General features: G+C 54.9%; 15 protein-coding genes and 1 other RNA gene. All 16 read right to left on the bottom strand.

The window, feature by feature from the left end; genetic code table 11:
- Nucleotides 1–10 precede the first annotated feature (10 nt).
- The 16 genes from BUB44_RS06335 to hisS all read right to left on the bottom strand — a co-directional run bounded on the left by BUB44_RS06335 (nt 11) and on the right by hisS (nt 15,058).
- Entirely contained in the window at nt 11–958 is a 948-nt protein-coding gene (locus BUB44_RS06335; RefSeq protein ID WP_073164306.1) for an aldo/keto reductase, read from the bottom strand.
- A gap of 63 nt (nt 959–1,021) precedes the next feature.
- Entirely contained in the window at nt 1,022–1,291 is a 270-nt protein-coding gene (locus tag BUB44_RS06330; RefSeq protein WP_027357247.1) for an IreB family regulatory phosphoprotein, read from the bottom strand.
- Nucleotides 1,292–1,419: 128 nt separating this feature from the next.
- Complete coding sequence (gene alaS / locus BUB44_RS06325) at nt 1,420–4,056, bottom strand: alanine--tRNA ligase (RefSeq protein ID WP_073164304.1); 2,637 nt, start codon at nt 4,054–4,056, stop codon at nt 1,420–1,422.
- Nucleotides 4,057–4,275: 219 nt separating this feature from the next.
- Nucleotides 4,276–4,479, bottom strand: coding sequence for a YtxH domain-containing protein (locus BUB44_RS06320; protein ID WP_242655878.1), 204 nt, complete (start codon nt 4,477–4,479; stop codon nt 4,276–4,278).
- A gap of 15 nt (nt 4,480–4,494) precedes the next feature.
- Nucleotides 4,495–4,668 carry a hypothetical protein gene (locus BUB44_RS15365; RefSeq protein WP_013823098.1) on the bottom strand — a complete coding sequence of 58 codons (174 nt, stop codon included), beginning with the start codon at nt 4,666–4,668 and terminating at the stop codon, nt 4,495–4,497.
- 128 nt (nt 4,669–4,796) lie between these two features.
- Complete coding sequence (gene mnmA, locus BUB44_RS06315; protein WP_073164301.1) at nt 4,797–5,891, bottom strand: tRNA 2-thiouridine(34) synthase MnmA; 1,095 nt, start codon at nt 5,889–5,891, stop codon at nt 4,797–4,799.
- A 13-nt stretch (nt 5,892–5,904) separates the two neighbouring features.
- On the bottom strand, nt 5,905–6,282 hold the full coding sequence (gene nifU / locus BUB44_RS06310) for a Fe-S cluster assembly scaffold protein NifU (RefSeq protein WP_027357251.1): 378 nt from the start codon (nt 6,280–6,282) through the stop codon (nt 5,905–5,907).
- A gap of 18 nt (nt 6,283–6,300) precedes the next feature.
- Complete coding sequence (nifS, locus tag BUB44_RS06305) at nt 6,301–7,527, bottom strand: cysteine desulfurase NifS (protein WP_073164298.1); 1,227 nt, start codon at nt 7,525–7,527, stop codon at nt 6,301–6,303.
- 7 nt (nt 7,528–7,534) lie between these two features.
- Complete coding sequence (locus tag BUB44_RS06300) at nt 7,535–7,993, bottom strand: RrF2 family transcriptional regulator (RefSeq protein ID WP_027357253.1); 459 nt, start codon at nt 7,991–7,993, stop codon at nt 7,535–7,537.
- A 123-nt stretch (nt 7,994–8,116) separates the two neighbouring features.
- Nucleotides 8,117–9,403, bottom strand: coding sequence for a replication-associated recombination protein A (locus tag BUB44_RS06295; RefSeq protein ID WP_073164295.1), 1,287 nt, complete (start codon nt 9,401–9,403; stop codon nt 8,117–8,119).
- A 494-nt stretch (nt 9,404–9,897) separates the two neighbouring features.
- Nucleotides 9,898–10,173 carry a transcriptional regulator gene (locus BUB44_RS06285; RefSeq protein ID WP_073164289.1) on the bottom strand — a complete coding sequence of 92 codons (276 nt, stop codon included), beginning with the start codon at nt 10,171–10,173 and terminating at the stop codon, nt 9,898–9,900.
- A gap of 185 nt (nt 10,174–10,358) precedes the next feature.
- Nucleotides 10,359–10,688: a thioredoxin gene (gene trxA, locus BUB44_RS06280; RefSeq protein ID WP_027357256.1), complete on the bottom strand. Its 330-nt coding sequence runs from the start codon at nt 10,686–10,688 to the stop codon at nt 10,359–10,361.
- 122 nt (nt 10,689–10,810) lie between these two features.
- A complete protein-coding gene (locus tag BUB44_RS06275; protein ID WP_207545623.1) occupies nt 10,811–11,512 on the bottom strand; it encodes a tRNA threonylcarbamoyladenosine dehydratase in 702 nt (233 codons plus the stop codon).
- 68 nt (nt 11,513–11,580) lie between these two features.
- Nucleotides 11,581–11,762: non-coding RNA, 6S RNA (ssrS, locus tag BUB44_RS06270), on the bottom strand.
- Between the two features lie 82 nt (nt 11,763–11,844).
- Entirely contained in the window at nt 11,845–13,647 is a 1,803-nt protein-coding gene (aspS, locus tag BUB44_RS06265; protein WP_073164286.1) for an aspartate--tRNA ligase, read from the bottom strand.
- A 115-nt stretch (nt 13,648–13,762) separates the two neighbouring features.
- Nucleotides 13,763–15,058: a histidine--tRNA ligase gene (gene hisS / locus BUB44_RS06260; RefSeq protein ID WP_051618249.1), complete on the bottom strand. Its 1,296-nt coding sequence runs from the start codon at nt 15,056–15,058 to the stop codon at nt 13,763–13,765.
- Nucleotides 15,059–15,103 lie beyond the last annotated feature (45 nt).

The raw sequence follows: 15,103 nt of genomic DNA, 5'->3' as shown, positions 1-15,103 counted from the left end.
CACTCCCACCTTAAATGACCTTTATGCAGAAATCCGGACAGACCGCTCCACAGTAACCGCACAGGCGGCAACGCGAATGATCTACCCTCACCCTGCCCGCAACCAGGAACAACGCTCCCGCCCCGCATCTTTCCACACATCGCCCGCAGCCCCTGCACCAGTCTTCGATGTGCAGGCGGCGCCTCTGCCGGCCAACCCTTTCCCGGAGGGCGGCTGAAAGGGGCAAGCCGCTGAATACCGCCACATTAAAATCAACTTCTGCCACTGTCCGCATGCCCACGGCCACGCTGGCCAGATGGGGAATGCCCAGAACAAAAGCCAGTGCTTCCTGCACCCTGGGAATGAGATGCCCCCCTCCCAGGGCCTTCATACCATAAATGCCTTTACCGAAAGCAGCCGCCTCATCAATGGCTGCCAGCATATCCTCCCTGGTTCCCCCAAGGATACCGATCCCGGCCATATTGATAAGGGGATGAATTATATCAAATTCCGGTACGCGGGCCGCCGCCCTGACACCTTCCACGCTATGGGTGGAGATACCGATAGCTCTCACCATACCCTTTTCCCTGGCTGATAGCAGATATTCCACAGCTTCCCAATGCCCGCGGATGGTCAGGGCCGATTCCTGCTCATGGAGAAGAAAAATATCTATGTAATCCCGGTGAAGTGCCCGCAAAGCTTCTTCCAGGCTTTGCCTCATGCCCTCCCGGGTATAGGCATAAGACTTGGAGGCAATTATCACTTCACCCGGCCAGTCCCTGATCGCCTCGTAAATATAAGTATAAGTCCGGTAATATTCGGCTGTATCTATAAAATTAACACCGGCTTCCAGAGCCCGGCGAATAACTGCCGCCCCGCTGCTCACGGGAAGTGCAGCCTGCAGCGGGCCAATGGTAAGGGCACCAAAGCACAGCCGGGAAACTTTTATCCCCGTTTGACCGAGCGGACGATATTCCAATGGATGCTCCTTCTTTCCCCAAGAAACAATCTTTGTTTCTACGTAATTATTATTTGGTACCTTCTACATGGCACCGGCATTTTTCAGGTAGCTTTTCACCAGTTCTTCTAACAATTCATCCCTTTCCAGCTGCCTGATTTTACTGCGGGCGTTGTTGTGGCTGGTAATATATGCCGGATCCCCGGATAGCAAGTAGCCTACAAGCTGGTTGATCGGATTATATCCTTTTTCTTTAAGCGCCCCGTAGACGGATAAAAGGATTTCTTTCGCCTGGTTGACTTCCTCCCCCTCTACCTTAAACATAACAGTATTTTCGAAAGCTTCCCTGCTCAACCCCGATCCCCCCTTTTAAAAATATAACCTCCTCAGTGATCTATATTCGTTGACCCGTCCCTTTTTCCTCTAATGCCAGAAACTACTGTTCAGGTAACTTTAATAAAAAAAGCGGGCAAAATCCCGCTTCAGTTCTTTATCTGCCCCGCTGCCAGGGTGTAAGCCTTTTGCAGCGCCTCCTGGAGGCGGGAAGGATCTTTTCCGCCGGCCTGGGCCATATCCGGCCTCCCGCCTCCTCCGCCACCAAGCATGGAGGCCACTTCCTTAACCAGCTTACCGGCATGCAACCCCCGGGGCAGCAGATCTCTGGTCACTGCCGCCACCAGGTTGACCTTCTCACCTGCCGGGCTGGCCAGAAGAATCACCGCCGACCCGAGCCGCTCCCTCAGCAGGTCTACCATGGCCCGCAGGCTGTCCATGTCGGGGGCACTGGTTTTGGCGGCCAGGAATTTTATACCATCCAGGTCCTTAACCTGCTCCAGCAAGCTCTGCACTTCGAAACGGGCCAGCCGGGCGCGCAGGCCTTCGCTCTCCCGTTCCAGCTCCTTCATTTCCTTCAGCAGGGACTCCACCCTGTGGACCACTTCTGACGGGGTTGCCTTGACCAGGGCTGCAATCCGGGATAACTGCTCTTCCTGGGCTCGTATATAGCGCAGCGCTCCAATACCGGTAACTCCTTCCACCCGGCGCAGCCCGGCACCTACACTGCTTTCACTGATCAGCTTGAAGAAGCCGATCTCGGCCGTTGAACGGACATGGGTACCCCCGCACAGTTCCAGGCTGAAATCCCCCATTTTAACTACCCGGACCCGTTCACCGTACTTCTCCCCAAACAGGGCCACCGCACCCATTGCCCGGGCTTCTTCCAGGGAGGTAACCAGTGTTTCAACCGGGAGGTTTTCCAGCACAACCTGATTAACCATTTCCTCAATACGCCGCAGTTCTTCGGGCGATACCGGCGCATAATGGGTGAAGTCAAAACGCAGGCGGTCGGGCTCGACGAGAGAACCGGCCTGGTTCACGTGGTGACCGAGGATTTCCTTTAATGCTTTATGAAGCAGGTGGGTTGCCGAGTGATTGCGGGCCGTGTTCCAGCGTCGCTCGCTGTCCACCTCCACCACTACACTGGCATTTTCCTGCAGGATACCGTTAAGAACCCTGCCCCGGTGTACATAGAGCCCCTCAACAGGGCGGTAAACCTCCCGCACCTCGACCTCCAGCTCCGCGGAGCTGATCCTGGCATGGTCGGAAACCTGTCCACCGGCCTCGGCATAACAGGGCGTTACATCCAGGATAATCTCCACTTCCTCGCCGGCAACCACCTTTTCCACCGGCTGCCCTTCTTTAAGCAGGGCTGTAACCCGCGCCCTGGTTTTCAGGGTATCGTAGCCTACAAATCTGCTTTCCCCTACCCTGTCCCGCAGAACCTGATAAAAAGCATCCTTTTCGGAGAGGTATTCCGTTTCCTGGCGCGCGCGGCGGGCCCTTTCCCTCTGCTCCTCCATGGCCCGGGTAAATGCTTCCTCATCCACGGTAAGCCCTTCTTCGGCGGCCATTTCCCTGGTTAACTCCAGAGGAAAACCATAGGTATCATAAAGGCGGAAAGCATCTTCCCCGCGGATAATCGTTGAACCGGTAGCCCTGGCTTCCTCGACCAGGCGGTTTAAAATTTCCATGCCCTGGGCCAGGGTCTCGCCAAAGCGTTCCTCTTCACTGCGAATAACCTTCAGCACGTGCTCCTCATTGGCCGGCAACTCGGGGTAGGCATCGGCCATCTGATTAATTACCGCCCTGGAAACCTGGTAAAGAAAAGGCTCTTGCAGTCCCAGCACCCTTCCAAAACGTGCCGCCCGGCGCAACAGGCGTCTGAGTACATAGCCGCGTCCTTCGTTGGAAGGCAGTGCCCCGTCGGAAATAGCAAAAGTTACCGCCCGGCAGTGGTCGGCAATTACCTTCAGGGCCATATCGGTTTTACCATCAACGCCATATTTCACACCGGCCAGGCTGGCAGTAAAATCCATAATTTCCCGGAACAGGTCGGTATCAAAGTTGCTCTGCACTCCCTGCAGGACAGAAGCCACCCGCTCCAGGCCCATCCCGGTATCAATACCCTTGCTGGCCAGCGGCGTGTAATTCCCGGCTTCATCCCGGAAAAACTGGATAAAGACCAGATTCCAGATTTCCAAAAAGCGATCACAATCGCAACCTACGCCGCAGGTGGCGGAACCACAGCCCCGCTCTTCTCCCAGGTCAACGTATATCTCCGAACAGGGGCCGCAGGGGCCAACCCCGATTTCCCAGAAGTTGGTATCCTTGCCCATGCGCACTATCCGTTCAGCAGGAACACCTACTTCCCGGTGCCAGATATCAAAGGCCTCATCATCATCAAGATAAATGGAAATCCACAATTTTTCTTCCGGCAGGCCCAGAACCCGGGTGGTGAACTCCCAGGCCCAGGGAATGGCCTTTTCTTTAAAATAATCCCCAAAAGAGAAGTTGCCCAGCATCTCAAAAAAAGTATGATGCCTGGCTGTACGGCCAACCGATTCAATATCCGGTGTGCGCAGGCACTTCTGGCAGGTGGTCACCCTGCGTACCTCCGGCTTTGCCGCACCAGTAAAATATGGCTTAAAGGGAACCATCCCTGCAGCCGTCCACAACAGGCTGGGATCGTTGGCCGGAATTAAAGAAGCACTGGGCAGTATGCGGTGCCCCCTGGCTTCAAAAAATTTGAGAAATTTTTCCCTGATCTCCTTCCCGGTCACTATCCTTTACCTCCCGTTTAAAAAGAAAAACCGCTCTTCGCCGGTACAAGAAAGCCCATCATATTTCGGAGTAATTATACAAAAAGTGCCTGGATAGTGTCAAGGGAGAGGCTTTGAATGGAAGATATAGAGCTAAAAAAGAAAAAGTGAGGTATTACCTCACCTGGCAGCTGCCCGGAAGCAAAACCGGCCGGGCAGCGATCGTCCTTCTACAGCAATTTAACGGATCATATCGGTAACCCTGCTGGTGACTCCCCGGAGTATCCTCTGGGTTCTGGACCCGCGACGGGCGCTTCGCGCTATGCGAAAAATGTTCCTTTGCTCCGGTTTTCTCTGTGGGGGGGCCATAAGAATACCAATTACTGCTCCCAGTACACTGCCGGCAATAATACCGCGCCAGAAGCTCATACGCACCAGCTTCACCCCCCTGATAAAAGATTAAAGCAGGAATTCGTTATGCGGGTCGAAGGCTACCAGACTACCATCCTCAGCCAGCTCGTAAATCTGCACGCCTTCCTTATTAATGCGATACTCCACGCAGCAATCCCAGCAGTAATACTGGTCCTGGCCCACTTTCCCGGTAGCTTTGCCACCACAAACCGGGCAATTCAAATAGCTTCGCCTCCTGTATTATCACTTTACACTTGCATTATGCCCGGCCGGGGCCAAAAAAATACTCCACCTCAACCGCCATTTGTCACAATAAATCCTAGAAGCTGGAATTGCAGTGCAGGGAAAGTTTAATTCTTTTTACCTTTTGTGGTTATAACGCCTCCACCGACCACATAATCGTTCTGGTAATATACCACCGATTGGCCGGGGGTAATGGCTCGCTGGGGATTTGTAAAACGAACCAGCACCCGGCCATCATCCCGGGGAATGATAACCGCCGGCGCCGGGCGGGAATTGTAACGGATCTGGGCGGAAACTTCCATTGGCGCGGTAAGTTTTTCTATCAAAATAAAATTATTATCTTCCGCCACCAGTTCATCTCCCAGAATGGCTTCTTCAGGGCCCAGAATGACAGCGTTACGCTCGGGATCGATATCCACCACGTAAAGCCTCTGGCCGGCAGCAATCCCCAGCCCCCGTCGCTGGCCGATGGTATAAAAAGGAATGCCGCGATGCTGGCCGATAACATTGCCCTGGAGGTCCAGGAACGGCCCGGGCTCAATCCGTGCCTCCGCCCGCTCCTTTAAAAAGTTATGGTAGTCATTATCCGGGATAAAACATATTTCCTGGCTTTCGGCCTTTTCCGCCACCGGCAGCCCCCTCTCTGCTGCCATCCGACGCACCTGTTCCTTGGTGTAATCCCCCAGGGGCATCAGCGTGTGCGCCAGCTGCTCCTGGGTCATATTATAAAGCACGTAGGTCTGGTCCTTACGGGTATCGGCCGCCCGTTTCAATAAATAGCGGCCCCGCCCGTCGTCATAAATTATACGGGCATAGTGTCCTGTGGCTATATAATTTGCTCCCAGGGCCCGGGCCTTGTTTAACAAGCTTTCGAATTTAATGTAACGGTTACAGGCAATGCAGGGGTTGGGTGTCCGCCCCCGTAGATATTCGGCACAAAAATAGTTTACTACTTTATCCTCAAAAATTTCGCGGAAATTAAGGACATAATATGGGATACCCAGCCGGTGAGCCACCCGGCGGGCATCCTCAACAGCAGCCAGGGAACAACATCCCACGTGTTCACCGGCCACTTCCGTAACACCGGGATCCCAGATTTGCATGGTCACACCAATTACTTCGTAGCCTCTTTCAACCAAAAGGGCGGCGGTGACCGAACTGTCCACCCCGCCGCTCATGGCCACAACAACCCTTGGCTTCATCCAATCCACCTGTTTATGCTTCTTTTTTCTTTTTACTGAGATAATCCTGGATGGCCGCATGCAGGGCATCGGCAGCCAGGTTGGAACAATGCATCTTCTGGGGAGGCAGCCCGTCCAGGGCCTCGGCCACCTGCTTGTTGCTCACCTGCATGGCCTCTTCTATAGTCTTTCCCTTTACCATTTCGGTTACCATGCTGCTGGTGGCAATGGCCGCCCCGCAACCAAAGGTTTTAAATTTAATATCCTCGATAACATTATCTTTTACTTTAATATAGATTTTCATAATATCCCCGCATACCGGGTTGCCCACCTGACCCACACCATCGGCATCGGGAATTTCCCCCACATTGCGGGGATTGGTGAAATGATCCATCACCTTTTCTGAATACATCGCTCTGGTGCCCCCCCCTTAAACATGACATGAATGACTGGCCCGGCAACCATTGCACCGGTCAGAAAGGGCAAATTCCGTCTCCTGATCCAGAGGAGACATGGCCCTGAGCCTTTCCACTATCGGCGGCATTACTTCCAGGAAGTAATCTATATCTTCTTCCGTATTGTCCCTGCCCAGGGTTATCCGGATAGAACCGTGAGCCACTTCATGGGGAATACCCATGGCCAGCAAAACGTGGGACGGCTCGAGGGAACCGGAAGTACAGGCCGAACCGCTGGAAGCGGCTATGCCCTGCAGGTCAAGGCTCAAAAGCATGGATTCACCTTCGATAAACTCAAAGCAGAAACTGGCATGGTTGGGCAGGCGTTTGGTGGGATGTCCCGTTAGACGCACGTGATCTATTTTTTCCGTCACCTCACGAATGAGCCTGTCCCGCAACCTGGTGAGATAAGCTGCTTCCTTTTCCATGTTGGCCATGGCCAGCTCCGCCGCCTTGCCCAGCCCGATAATTCCGGGAGTGTTTTCCGTCCCCGCCCGGCGTAACCGTTCCTGGGCACCGCCATGGAAGAGGGTCTGTCTCCACCGGGCACCCTTGCGAATGTAGAGGGCGCCAATTCCTTTAGGGCCATAAATTTTATGGCCGGAAATGCTCAGCAGGTCCACGTTCAATTCATCAACATTGACGGGAATTTTACCAAAACTCTGCACCGCATCGGTATGGAACAAAATGCCTTTTTCTCTGGCCAGGCGCCCGATTTCAGCAATGGGCATGATGGTACCCACTTCGTTATTGGCATGCATGATGGTAATCAAGATGGTTTTATCGGTAATGGCAGCAGCCACGTCTTCCACACTGACCATACCGTACTGGTCCACCGGCAAGATGGTAACGGTAAACCCCTGTTTACCCAGGGCCTTAACGGTGTTGAGCACGGCATGGTGTTCCACAGCGGAGGTAATAATGTGGTTGCCGCGGTTGCGGTTGGTATAGGCCACCCCGTGAATGGCCATGTTATCCGCTTCCGTACCGCCGCTGGTAAAAACAATTTCCGCGGGACTGGCACCAATAGCCGCGGCCACCTTTTCCCTGGCCTCCTCCACCGCCTTCCTGGCTTTCTGGCCGAAGTAATGCAGGCTGGTGGGGTTCCCGAAATTATCTTTTAAAAAGCGGTACATTTCTTCCACCACTTCCGGGTGTACGGGAGTGGTAGCACTGTGATCGAAATAAACTCTGCGGGTCATAAAATTGTTAGCCTCCTCTTTTCTGGTCAAAGTCCCTGTTCTGGTGGTGGATTTTCTCGGCGTCACGGCACATATCGGCCAGGCTTATGGAATCCAGAACTTCGGCAATACTGTCCCGCACCCGGGTCCAGACAATACGGCTGATGCAGTAGTCAGCCTGGTTGCACTCCTTCGGTTCCACTTCTTTAACACAATCCACGGGCGCAATTGGTCCCTCCAGGGCCCGGATTATCTCCCCCACAGTAATCTTCCCCGGCTCCCTGGCCAGGATATACCCCCCCTGAGCCCCTCTGACGCTTTTGACCAGACCGGCCTTGCGCAGCCTGGCGATCAGCTGTTCCAGATAGTGCTCGGAAAGGTTCTGCCTTACGGCCACACTTTTTAAAGGGATGGGCTCTGTACCATAATGTTGAGCCAGGTCGAACATGGCTTTGAGACCGTAATGGCCCCTGGTGGACAGGCGCAAGCCCTCACCTCCCCCGGGTTATGAATCCATGTTCAATTCATACTAAAATACTCGGATTTCCTGGGATGATTGTAGCACACTCCATCGGGTAGTGTCAACAAAAACCGAGCAGCTCACTATGAATTATTCCTTTTCCTCCCCTTCCCCGGAAGGCTCGTAAAATATCCTGCCTGCCAGTTCCGGGGGAAGGTATTGCTGGGGCACGTAGTGACCGGGATAATCATGGGGGTACTTGTAGCCCTTCCCGTGGCCCAGGGCGGCAGCACCGGGATAACTGGCATCCCGCAGGTGAACGGGCACCGGGTGGGGTCTCTCCTTTTCCACCACGGCCATGGCCCGGTCAATGGCCCGGATCACCGAATTGCTCTTGGGCGCCCTGGCAATATACAGGGCGGCTTCGGCCATAATGATGCGGGCCTCCGGCAGTCCCACCCGCTCCACGGCCTGGGCCGCGGCGGTGGCCACCAGGAGGGCCCGGGGATCGGCCAGGCCCACATCCTCGGCGGCATGGATCATCATCCGCCGGCAGATAAAGGCGGGATCTTCCCCGGCATAAATGAGGCGGGCCAGCCAGTAGACGGTGGCCTGGGGGTCGGAACCCCGCATGCTCTTGATGAAAGCGGAAACCACATCGTAATGCTCATCTTCCCGGTCGTATTTGAGCACCTGGCGTCCCGAAGCCTGTTCGGCCACCGCCAGGTTAATGCGCCGCACCCCTTCTTCACCGGGGGGAGTGGTCAGCACCGCCATTTCCAAAAAGTTCAGGGCCGCCCGGGCATCGCCGCCAGCCGCCCGGACGAAATGGCGCATGGCCTCCGGCTCAATTTCCACCCGGTACTCCCCCAGACCTCTTTCCTTATCGGCCAGCGCACGCCGCAATATACGGTAAATAGCTTCATCGGAAAGGGGCTCCAGGCGGTAGAGCTGTGAGCGGCTCAACAGGGGGCGGTTGACGGTAAACATGGGGTTTTCCGTGGTGGACCCGATCAGGGTAATCAGGCCGTTTTCCACCGAGGGGAGGAGGGCGTCCTGCTGGGCCTTGTTGAAGCGGTGAATTTCATCTATGAAGAGAATTGTCTTTTGACCGTAATAAGCCCGCCGGTCCCTTGCCTCCTGGACCACCCGGCGGATATCGTTTACCCCGGCCATGACCGCGTTGAGACTGGCAAAATGCGCCCTGGTCATGCGGGCGATGATCCGGGCCAGGGTGGTTTTGCCCGTCCCCGGCGGGCCCCAGAGGATGATGGAACGCAGCTGGTCGGCTTCGATGGCCCGGCGCAGAGGCGTGCCCCTGCCCACCACGGCAGCCTGCTCTTCAAATTCATCCAGGGTGGTGGGACGCATCCGCTCGGCCAGGGGTGCTTCCCGCTCCAGCGTGTGCTCCAGGGACCGGGTGAACAGGTTGTCCATCAAAAACTCACCTCTGACCTTGATATACTGAAAAAAACCCGTCAGGCCGATATGGATGAGAAATATAAGGTGGTGAAACCAGTGTATATTATACTAAAAAATTATTTATACTCCCCATTATAGCAATTTTCATCTTAATTAGTGGCTGTGGAAATGGCAATAATTCACCCACTGAAAATAAAAATTTGCGTTTTCTGAACCCGATAAGATGTGCCCTGGTTTTAGTCGTCGCTCCCGGTCGTATCGCTGGCCGGGCCAAAAGGCCCCGGCTCCGGTCTTCGGCGGGTACCGGCCACATTCACACCTCCTGTGTTCAGGTGGCCTCCGCGGACATCCTGTCCGCGGACCCGCCTCATCCCGTCGCCCGGGCCTGACCCGGTAGCGCTCACTCCAGGTCGCTCCCCCTCATAAAACCAGGGCACGTAAGAAGTTTGTAAACAGCCTGAGACGCCGGCATCCATGCCGGCGCCAACCAGTCAGTTGAACGGCCGTGTTTAGCTGGCCTTCTTGATCAGGGTTAAAAAGTCCCCGCCCAGTTTGGTCACACTGCAGATCTTGCTCTTCCCTTCGGTGGAGACGTCAACCAGGCCCAGGGCGTAGAGCTGCATGACCACGTGGTCCAGAACGGCCCTTTTTACCTTTGCCGTAAGGGAAAGTTCCTCCTTATTCATGCTGCCCTGCTCCATCAGGGCAATGAGGACCCTTTCCGCTTCACTGGGCAGACGCTCACTAACTTTCTGGAAATACTCCACCAGGCTGATTCCCGTCACAACTTTCACCTCCCTTTGAAATTCCCCGACCTTGCTAATAGTATGGTCATTTCTCTAACGAGATAATACAATTTAATTAAAAAATTTCTCAAAGAAAATTTAAACTTTTATTACCACAGGCTTCCAGAAAAACAGTAAGGCACGTTCGTTATCGAACGTGCCCTCATTTTCACTGTCGAATTGCTTTATAAGTGCTTTTCCAGAATAGCTTTGATTTCCCTTTTGGTTTTAAAACCAATGGAACGCTCTATTTCCTGGCCATTCTTAAAGATGATCAGCGTGGGGATACTGATAACCTTATAATCTGCCGGCGTTTTCTGGTTTTCATCAACGTTCAGCTTGGCCACCTGGACCTTGCCCGCAAATTCCGCAGCTATTTCTTCCACCACCGGGGCAATCATCTTACAAGGACCGCACCATTCAGCCCAGAAATCCACCAGCACCGGAACCTGGGCAGTAGTGACGAACTCCTTGAAATTAGCATCTGTTAACGTCTGGATATTTTCGCCGACCACACCTTTCTCCCCTTTCCCAATAAACTGTAATCCCCCTCACTCTCCCTCAGGGTTAATTAACTACCTTCTAAATTATAATACCCGTCAAAAGCACCTGTCAATTCATTAACCTGTATACCCGTTTACAGCCCGGTAAGGCTGCGCACCACCACTCCGGCCAGGATAAAGCCGGCCACCGGCGGTACAAAGGAGATGCTCCCCGGTACCTCGGAGCTCTTAACGGAGGGCGCGCACCGCCTGGGGGGCTCGGTGGAAAAAACCACGGTTACCCCGGTGGTAATGCCCAGCTGGCGAAGGCGGCGACGGACAGTGCGGGCCAGGGGACAAACGGCGGTTTGGGAAATATCCGCTACTTTAAAGGCGACGGGATCAAGCTTGTTACCCGCTCCCATGCTGGATACGACGGGAATGTTCCGGCGGACGCAGCTGGCAATGAGATCAACCTTGGCCGGAACATCATCAATGGCATCAACCACATAATCGGGAACCGGATGAAAAAAAGTTTCCGCCACCCCGGGCAAATAACGCTCCACCCTCGCCTCAACCCGGATATCCGGGTTGATAAGTTTAACCCGCTCCGCCATCAACAAAGCCTTGTACTGTCCCACAGTGGAGGTCAGGGCATGAAGCTGGCGATTTATATTGCTGGGGCAAACCCGGTCAAAATCCACCAGCACCAGATTCCCCACTCCCGCCCGGGCCAGGGCCTCGGCAGCATATGATCCCACACCGCCCAGCCCGAAAACGACTACCCGGCTCCCGGCCAGTATGGCAAGACCTTTTTCCCCAATCAGTAATTCCGTGCGCGAAAAAAGCCCTTCCACCGCACACCTCCTGAACATGAGAAAAGGTTTCCGGCTTGCGGAGCCGGAAACCTTAAAGGAAACTTTACAGGGACCCCACTTATGCCGTGAACCCTCAAGTTTCTTGAACCCGGTCTCACAAGGTGGGTGCCCTCCTGACTGCTTTTTGTGTCCTCGTGACGAGGCATACAAGCCACAGCCAGAGCCCGGGCTCCCTTTGTATAGGTGTTGGCTCAAAACTTCAAGGAGTTCACGCACACAGCAGGGTAATTGCCTTTGCAGCTATTATGTTAACACAAACCGCAGCCTTTGGCAAGGGTATGACGCCATCTACCTTACCACTTTTATTACTTTTACTTCTGTTTTGCCCTGACCGGCGGCAGGTGAAGACGAATATGCAGTTCCCTTAATTGCTCCGGGGAAACCTCCCCGGGTGCCTGGGTCATCAGATCTGTGGCGCTTTGGGTTTTGGGAAAGGCAATCACATCCCGGATGGTCTTCTTTCCGGCCATAAGCATAACCAGCCGGTCGAAACCAAAGGCGATGCCGCCGTGGGGAGGCGTACCGTATTCAAAAGCTTCCAGCATAAACCCGAACTTTTCCCGGGCTTCTTCGGGGCTCAGTCCTATGGCGGCAAACATCATTTCCTGCACGTCCCGGCGGTGAATACGGATACTGCCCCCACCTACCTCCGTGCCATTGAGAACCAGGTCGTACGCCCGGGCGCGTACCCGTGCCGGCTCCGTTTTCAGGAGGGGTATATCTTCCTCCCGGGGGGAAGTGAAGGGGTGGTGAACGGCAACGAAACGTTTTTCCTCCTCATCATATTCCAGGAGGGGAAAGTCAACCACCCAGAGGAAGTTAAAAGTATCCCCGGGAATCAGGTCCAGGCGCCGGGCCAGGTGCAGGCGTAAAGCCCCCAGGGATGCGGCCACCACCGCCGGCTGGTCCGCCACAAAAAGCAGCAGATCTCCGGGTTCAGCTTCCAGGCGCTTCAGGATGGCCTCGATTTCCTCACCGGTAAAAAACTTGGCAATGGGTGATTTAACCCCTTCCGGGGTAACAAAAAGGTACGCCAGTCCCCGGGCGCGGTAATTGGCCACATAGGCGGTTAGATCATCGATATCCTTACGGCTGAAATTGGCGCACCCCCTGGCGTTGATCCCTTTGACCTGTCCCCCGCCTTCCACCGCCGAAGCGAAAACCCTGAAGCCACACCCGGCTGCAATATCGGTAATGTCCTTTAATTCCATACCAAAGCGCGTATCGGGTTTGTCGGTGCCAAAACGGTCCATTGCTTCCTGATAGGAAAGGCGCGGAAACGGCCGGGGCACATGTACGCCGATGGTCTCCTGGAACAGATAGGCTATCATCTCTTCCATCAGTTCCAGGACATCATCCACATCCACAAAGGACATCTCAATATCGATCTGGGTAAATTCGGGCTGGCGGTCAGCCCGCAAATCCTCATCCCGGAAACAGCGGGTAATTTGAAAATAGCGCTCCATACCGGATACCATCAATATCTGCTTGAAAAGCTGGGGGGATTGGGGAAGGGCGTAAAAACGCCCCGGGTTCAAACGGCTGGGTACCAGGAAATCCCGGGCACCTTCAGGGGTACTCCGGGTTAACATGGGAGTTTCTATTTCCAGAAAACCATGCCTGTCCAGAAAATCCCGCACCGCCTTGGCCGCCCGGTGTCTTAAAATGAGGGCCTGCTGCATTTCCGGTCGCCTCAGATCCAGGTAACGGTAGCGGAGACGCACATTTTCGTCCACATCCACCCCATCTTCAATGTAAAAAGGTGGGGTTTTAGCTGAATTCAAGATACGCATGTCGCGGGCCACCACTTCAACTTCACCGGTGGCCAGATTGGGGTTTTCTGTACCTTCAGGACGTACCTCCACCTGTCCGACCACAGCCAGGACGTACTCACTGCGTACGGCCCCGGCTTTTATAAAAGCCTGGCCGGCGCGGTCCGGGCTGAAGACCACCTGTACCAGGCCGGAACGGTCCCGCAGGTCAATAAAGATCAAGCCCCCGTGATCCCGGCGTCGCTGCACCCAGCCCATCAAAACCACTGTCTGGCCGGCATGCTCACGGCGCAGCAGGCCGCAGTGATGGGTACGTTTCCAACCTTGCATTGTCTCGATCATGCCGTCATACTCCCCTTTGCCTGTACTGTAGATTTCTGCCGGTCCAGCCCGTAGCACCCACGGATTCATCCTTCTTCTACCTGAATCCGGCTTCCCGGCGCAGATTCAAACCCTTTCAACTCCCGTACTTACCTTCACCAGAAACGTGCTTTAGACCATGCTGCCTGACTTCCCCCGCCAGGCGGTCCAGGGGGATCTCCCTCTGACTGCCCGCAGACATATCCCGCAGGGTAACCACCCCGCGTTCAAGCTCGTCGCTGCCCAGAATGACCACCAGGCCAACCCCGAGCTTGCCGGCATATTTCATCTGGGACTTTAAGCTGCGCCCCAGGTAATCCATATCCACCGCCAGCCCCTCCTGCCGTAACCTCTGAACCAGAACCAGGGCCCGGTCCCGGGCCGCTTCGTCGGCTGTAGCCAGGAATACATCCAGTTTTGGGGGCCGGGGGATTACAATACCCTGCTGTTCCATGGTGAGAAGAACGCGCTCCAGGCCGAGGGCAAAGCCAATTCCCGGAATATCGGGGCCGCCGCACTCCTTGACCAGGCCGTTATAACGCCCTCCCCCGCCAATGGAGTTCTGAGCTCCAATACCCTGGACCGTTATCTCGAAAGCTGTATTCGTATAATAGTCCAGCCCGCGCACCAGGCTGCGGTCCACCGTGAAGGCAACCCCCAGCTTTTCCAGCTGCTTTAACACGGCCTGAAAATGGGCCTCGCAATCGGGGCAGAGGTAATCCAGGGAAGTGGGAGCATCCTTCCCCGCCTCACGACACCGCTCCTCCTTACAATCCAGAATGCGCAGGGGATTGCGTTCCAGCCGACCCCGGCAGTGGGAACACAGCCTGTCCACCCGGGCCCGGAAAAAGTCCTGCAGTTTCTCCCGTAATACCGGCCGGCAACGGGGGCAACCCACACTGTTAATGAGCAGGTTCAGGTTTTTTAAACCCAGCCGGCCGTAAAAGTCCATGGCCATGGCTATTACTTCCGCATCCAGCGCTGGATCATGGGAGCCCAGGACTTCTACCCCAAACTGGTTAAATTGCCGGTAACGCCCCGCCTGGGGCCGGTCATAACGAAACATGGGACCGGTATAATAAAGTTTCACCGGCTGGGGACCGGCATACAGCTTGTTTTCCAGGTAGGCCCGAACTACCGCGGCGGTACCTTCCGGTCTCAAAGTGATGCTGCGCCCGCCACGATCCAGGAAAGTGTACATTTCCTTTTGAACAATGTCGGTAGTTTCACCCACACCCCGTTCAAAAAGCTCCGTATGTTCAAAAATCGGCGTCCGGATCTCAGAATACCCGTACTCCCGGCAAAGACGGTGGATCACCTGCTCCAGGTACTGCCACTTTTCAACCTCGCCGGGTAGTATATCACTGGTTCCCCGGGGCCGGGTGGTTAACATGGGCTTTCCCTCCCATCAAGCTTACCTTAAATCCAAAAACAGAAT

Origin of the sequence: Desulfofundulus australicus DSM 11792 (assembly GCF_900129285.1) — a bacterium.
Taxonomy (GTDB): Bacteria; Bacillota; Desulfotomaculia; order Desulfotomaculales; family Desulfovirgulaceae; genus Desulfofundulus; species Desulfofundulus australicus.
This window is presented reverse-complemented; position numbering and strand designations above follow the sequence as displayed.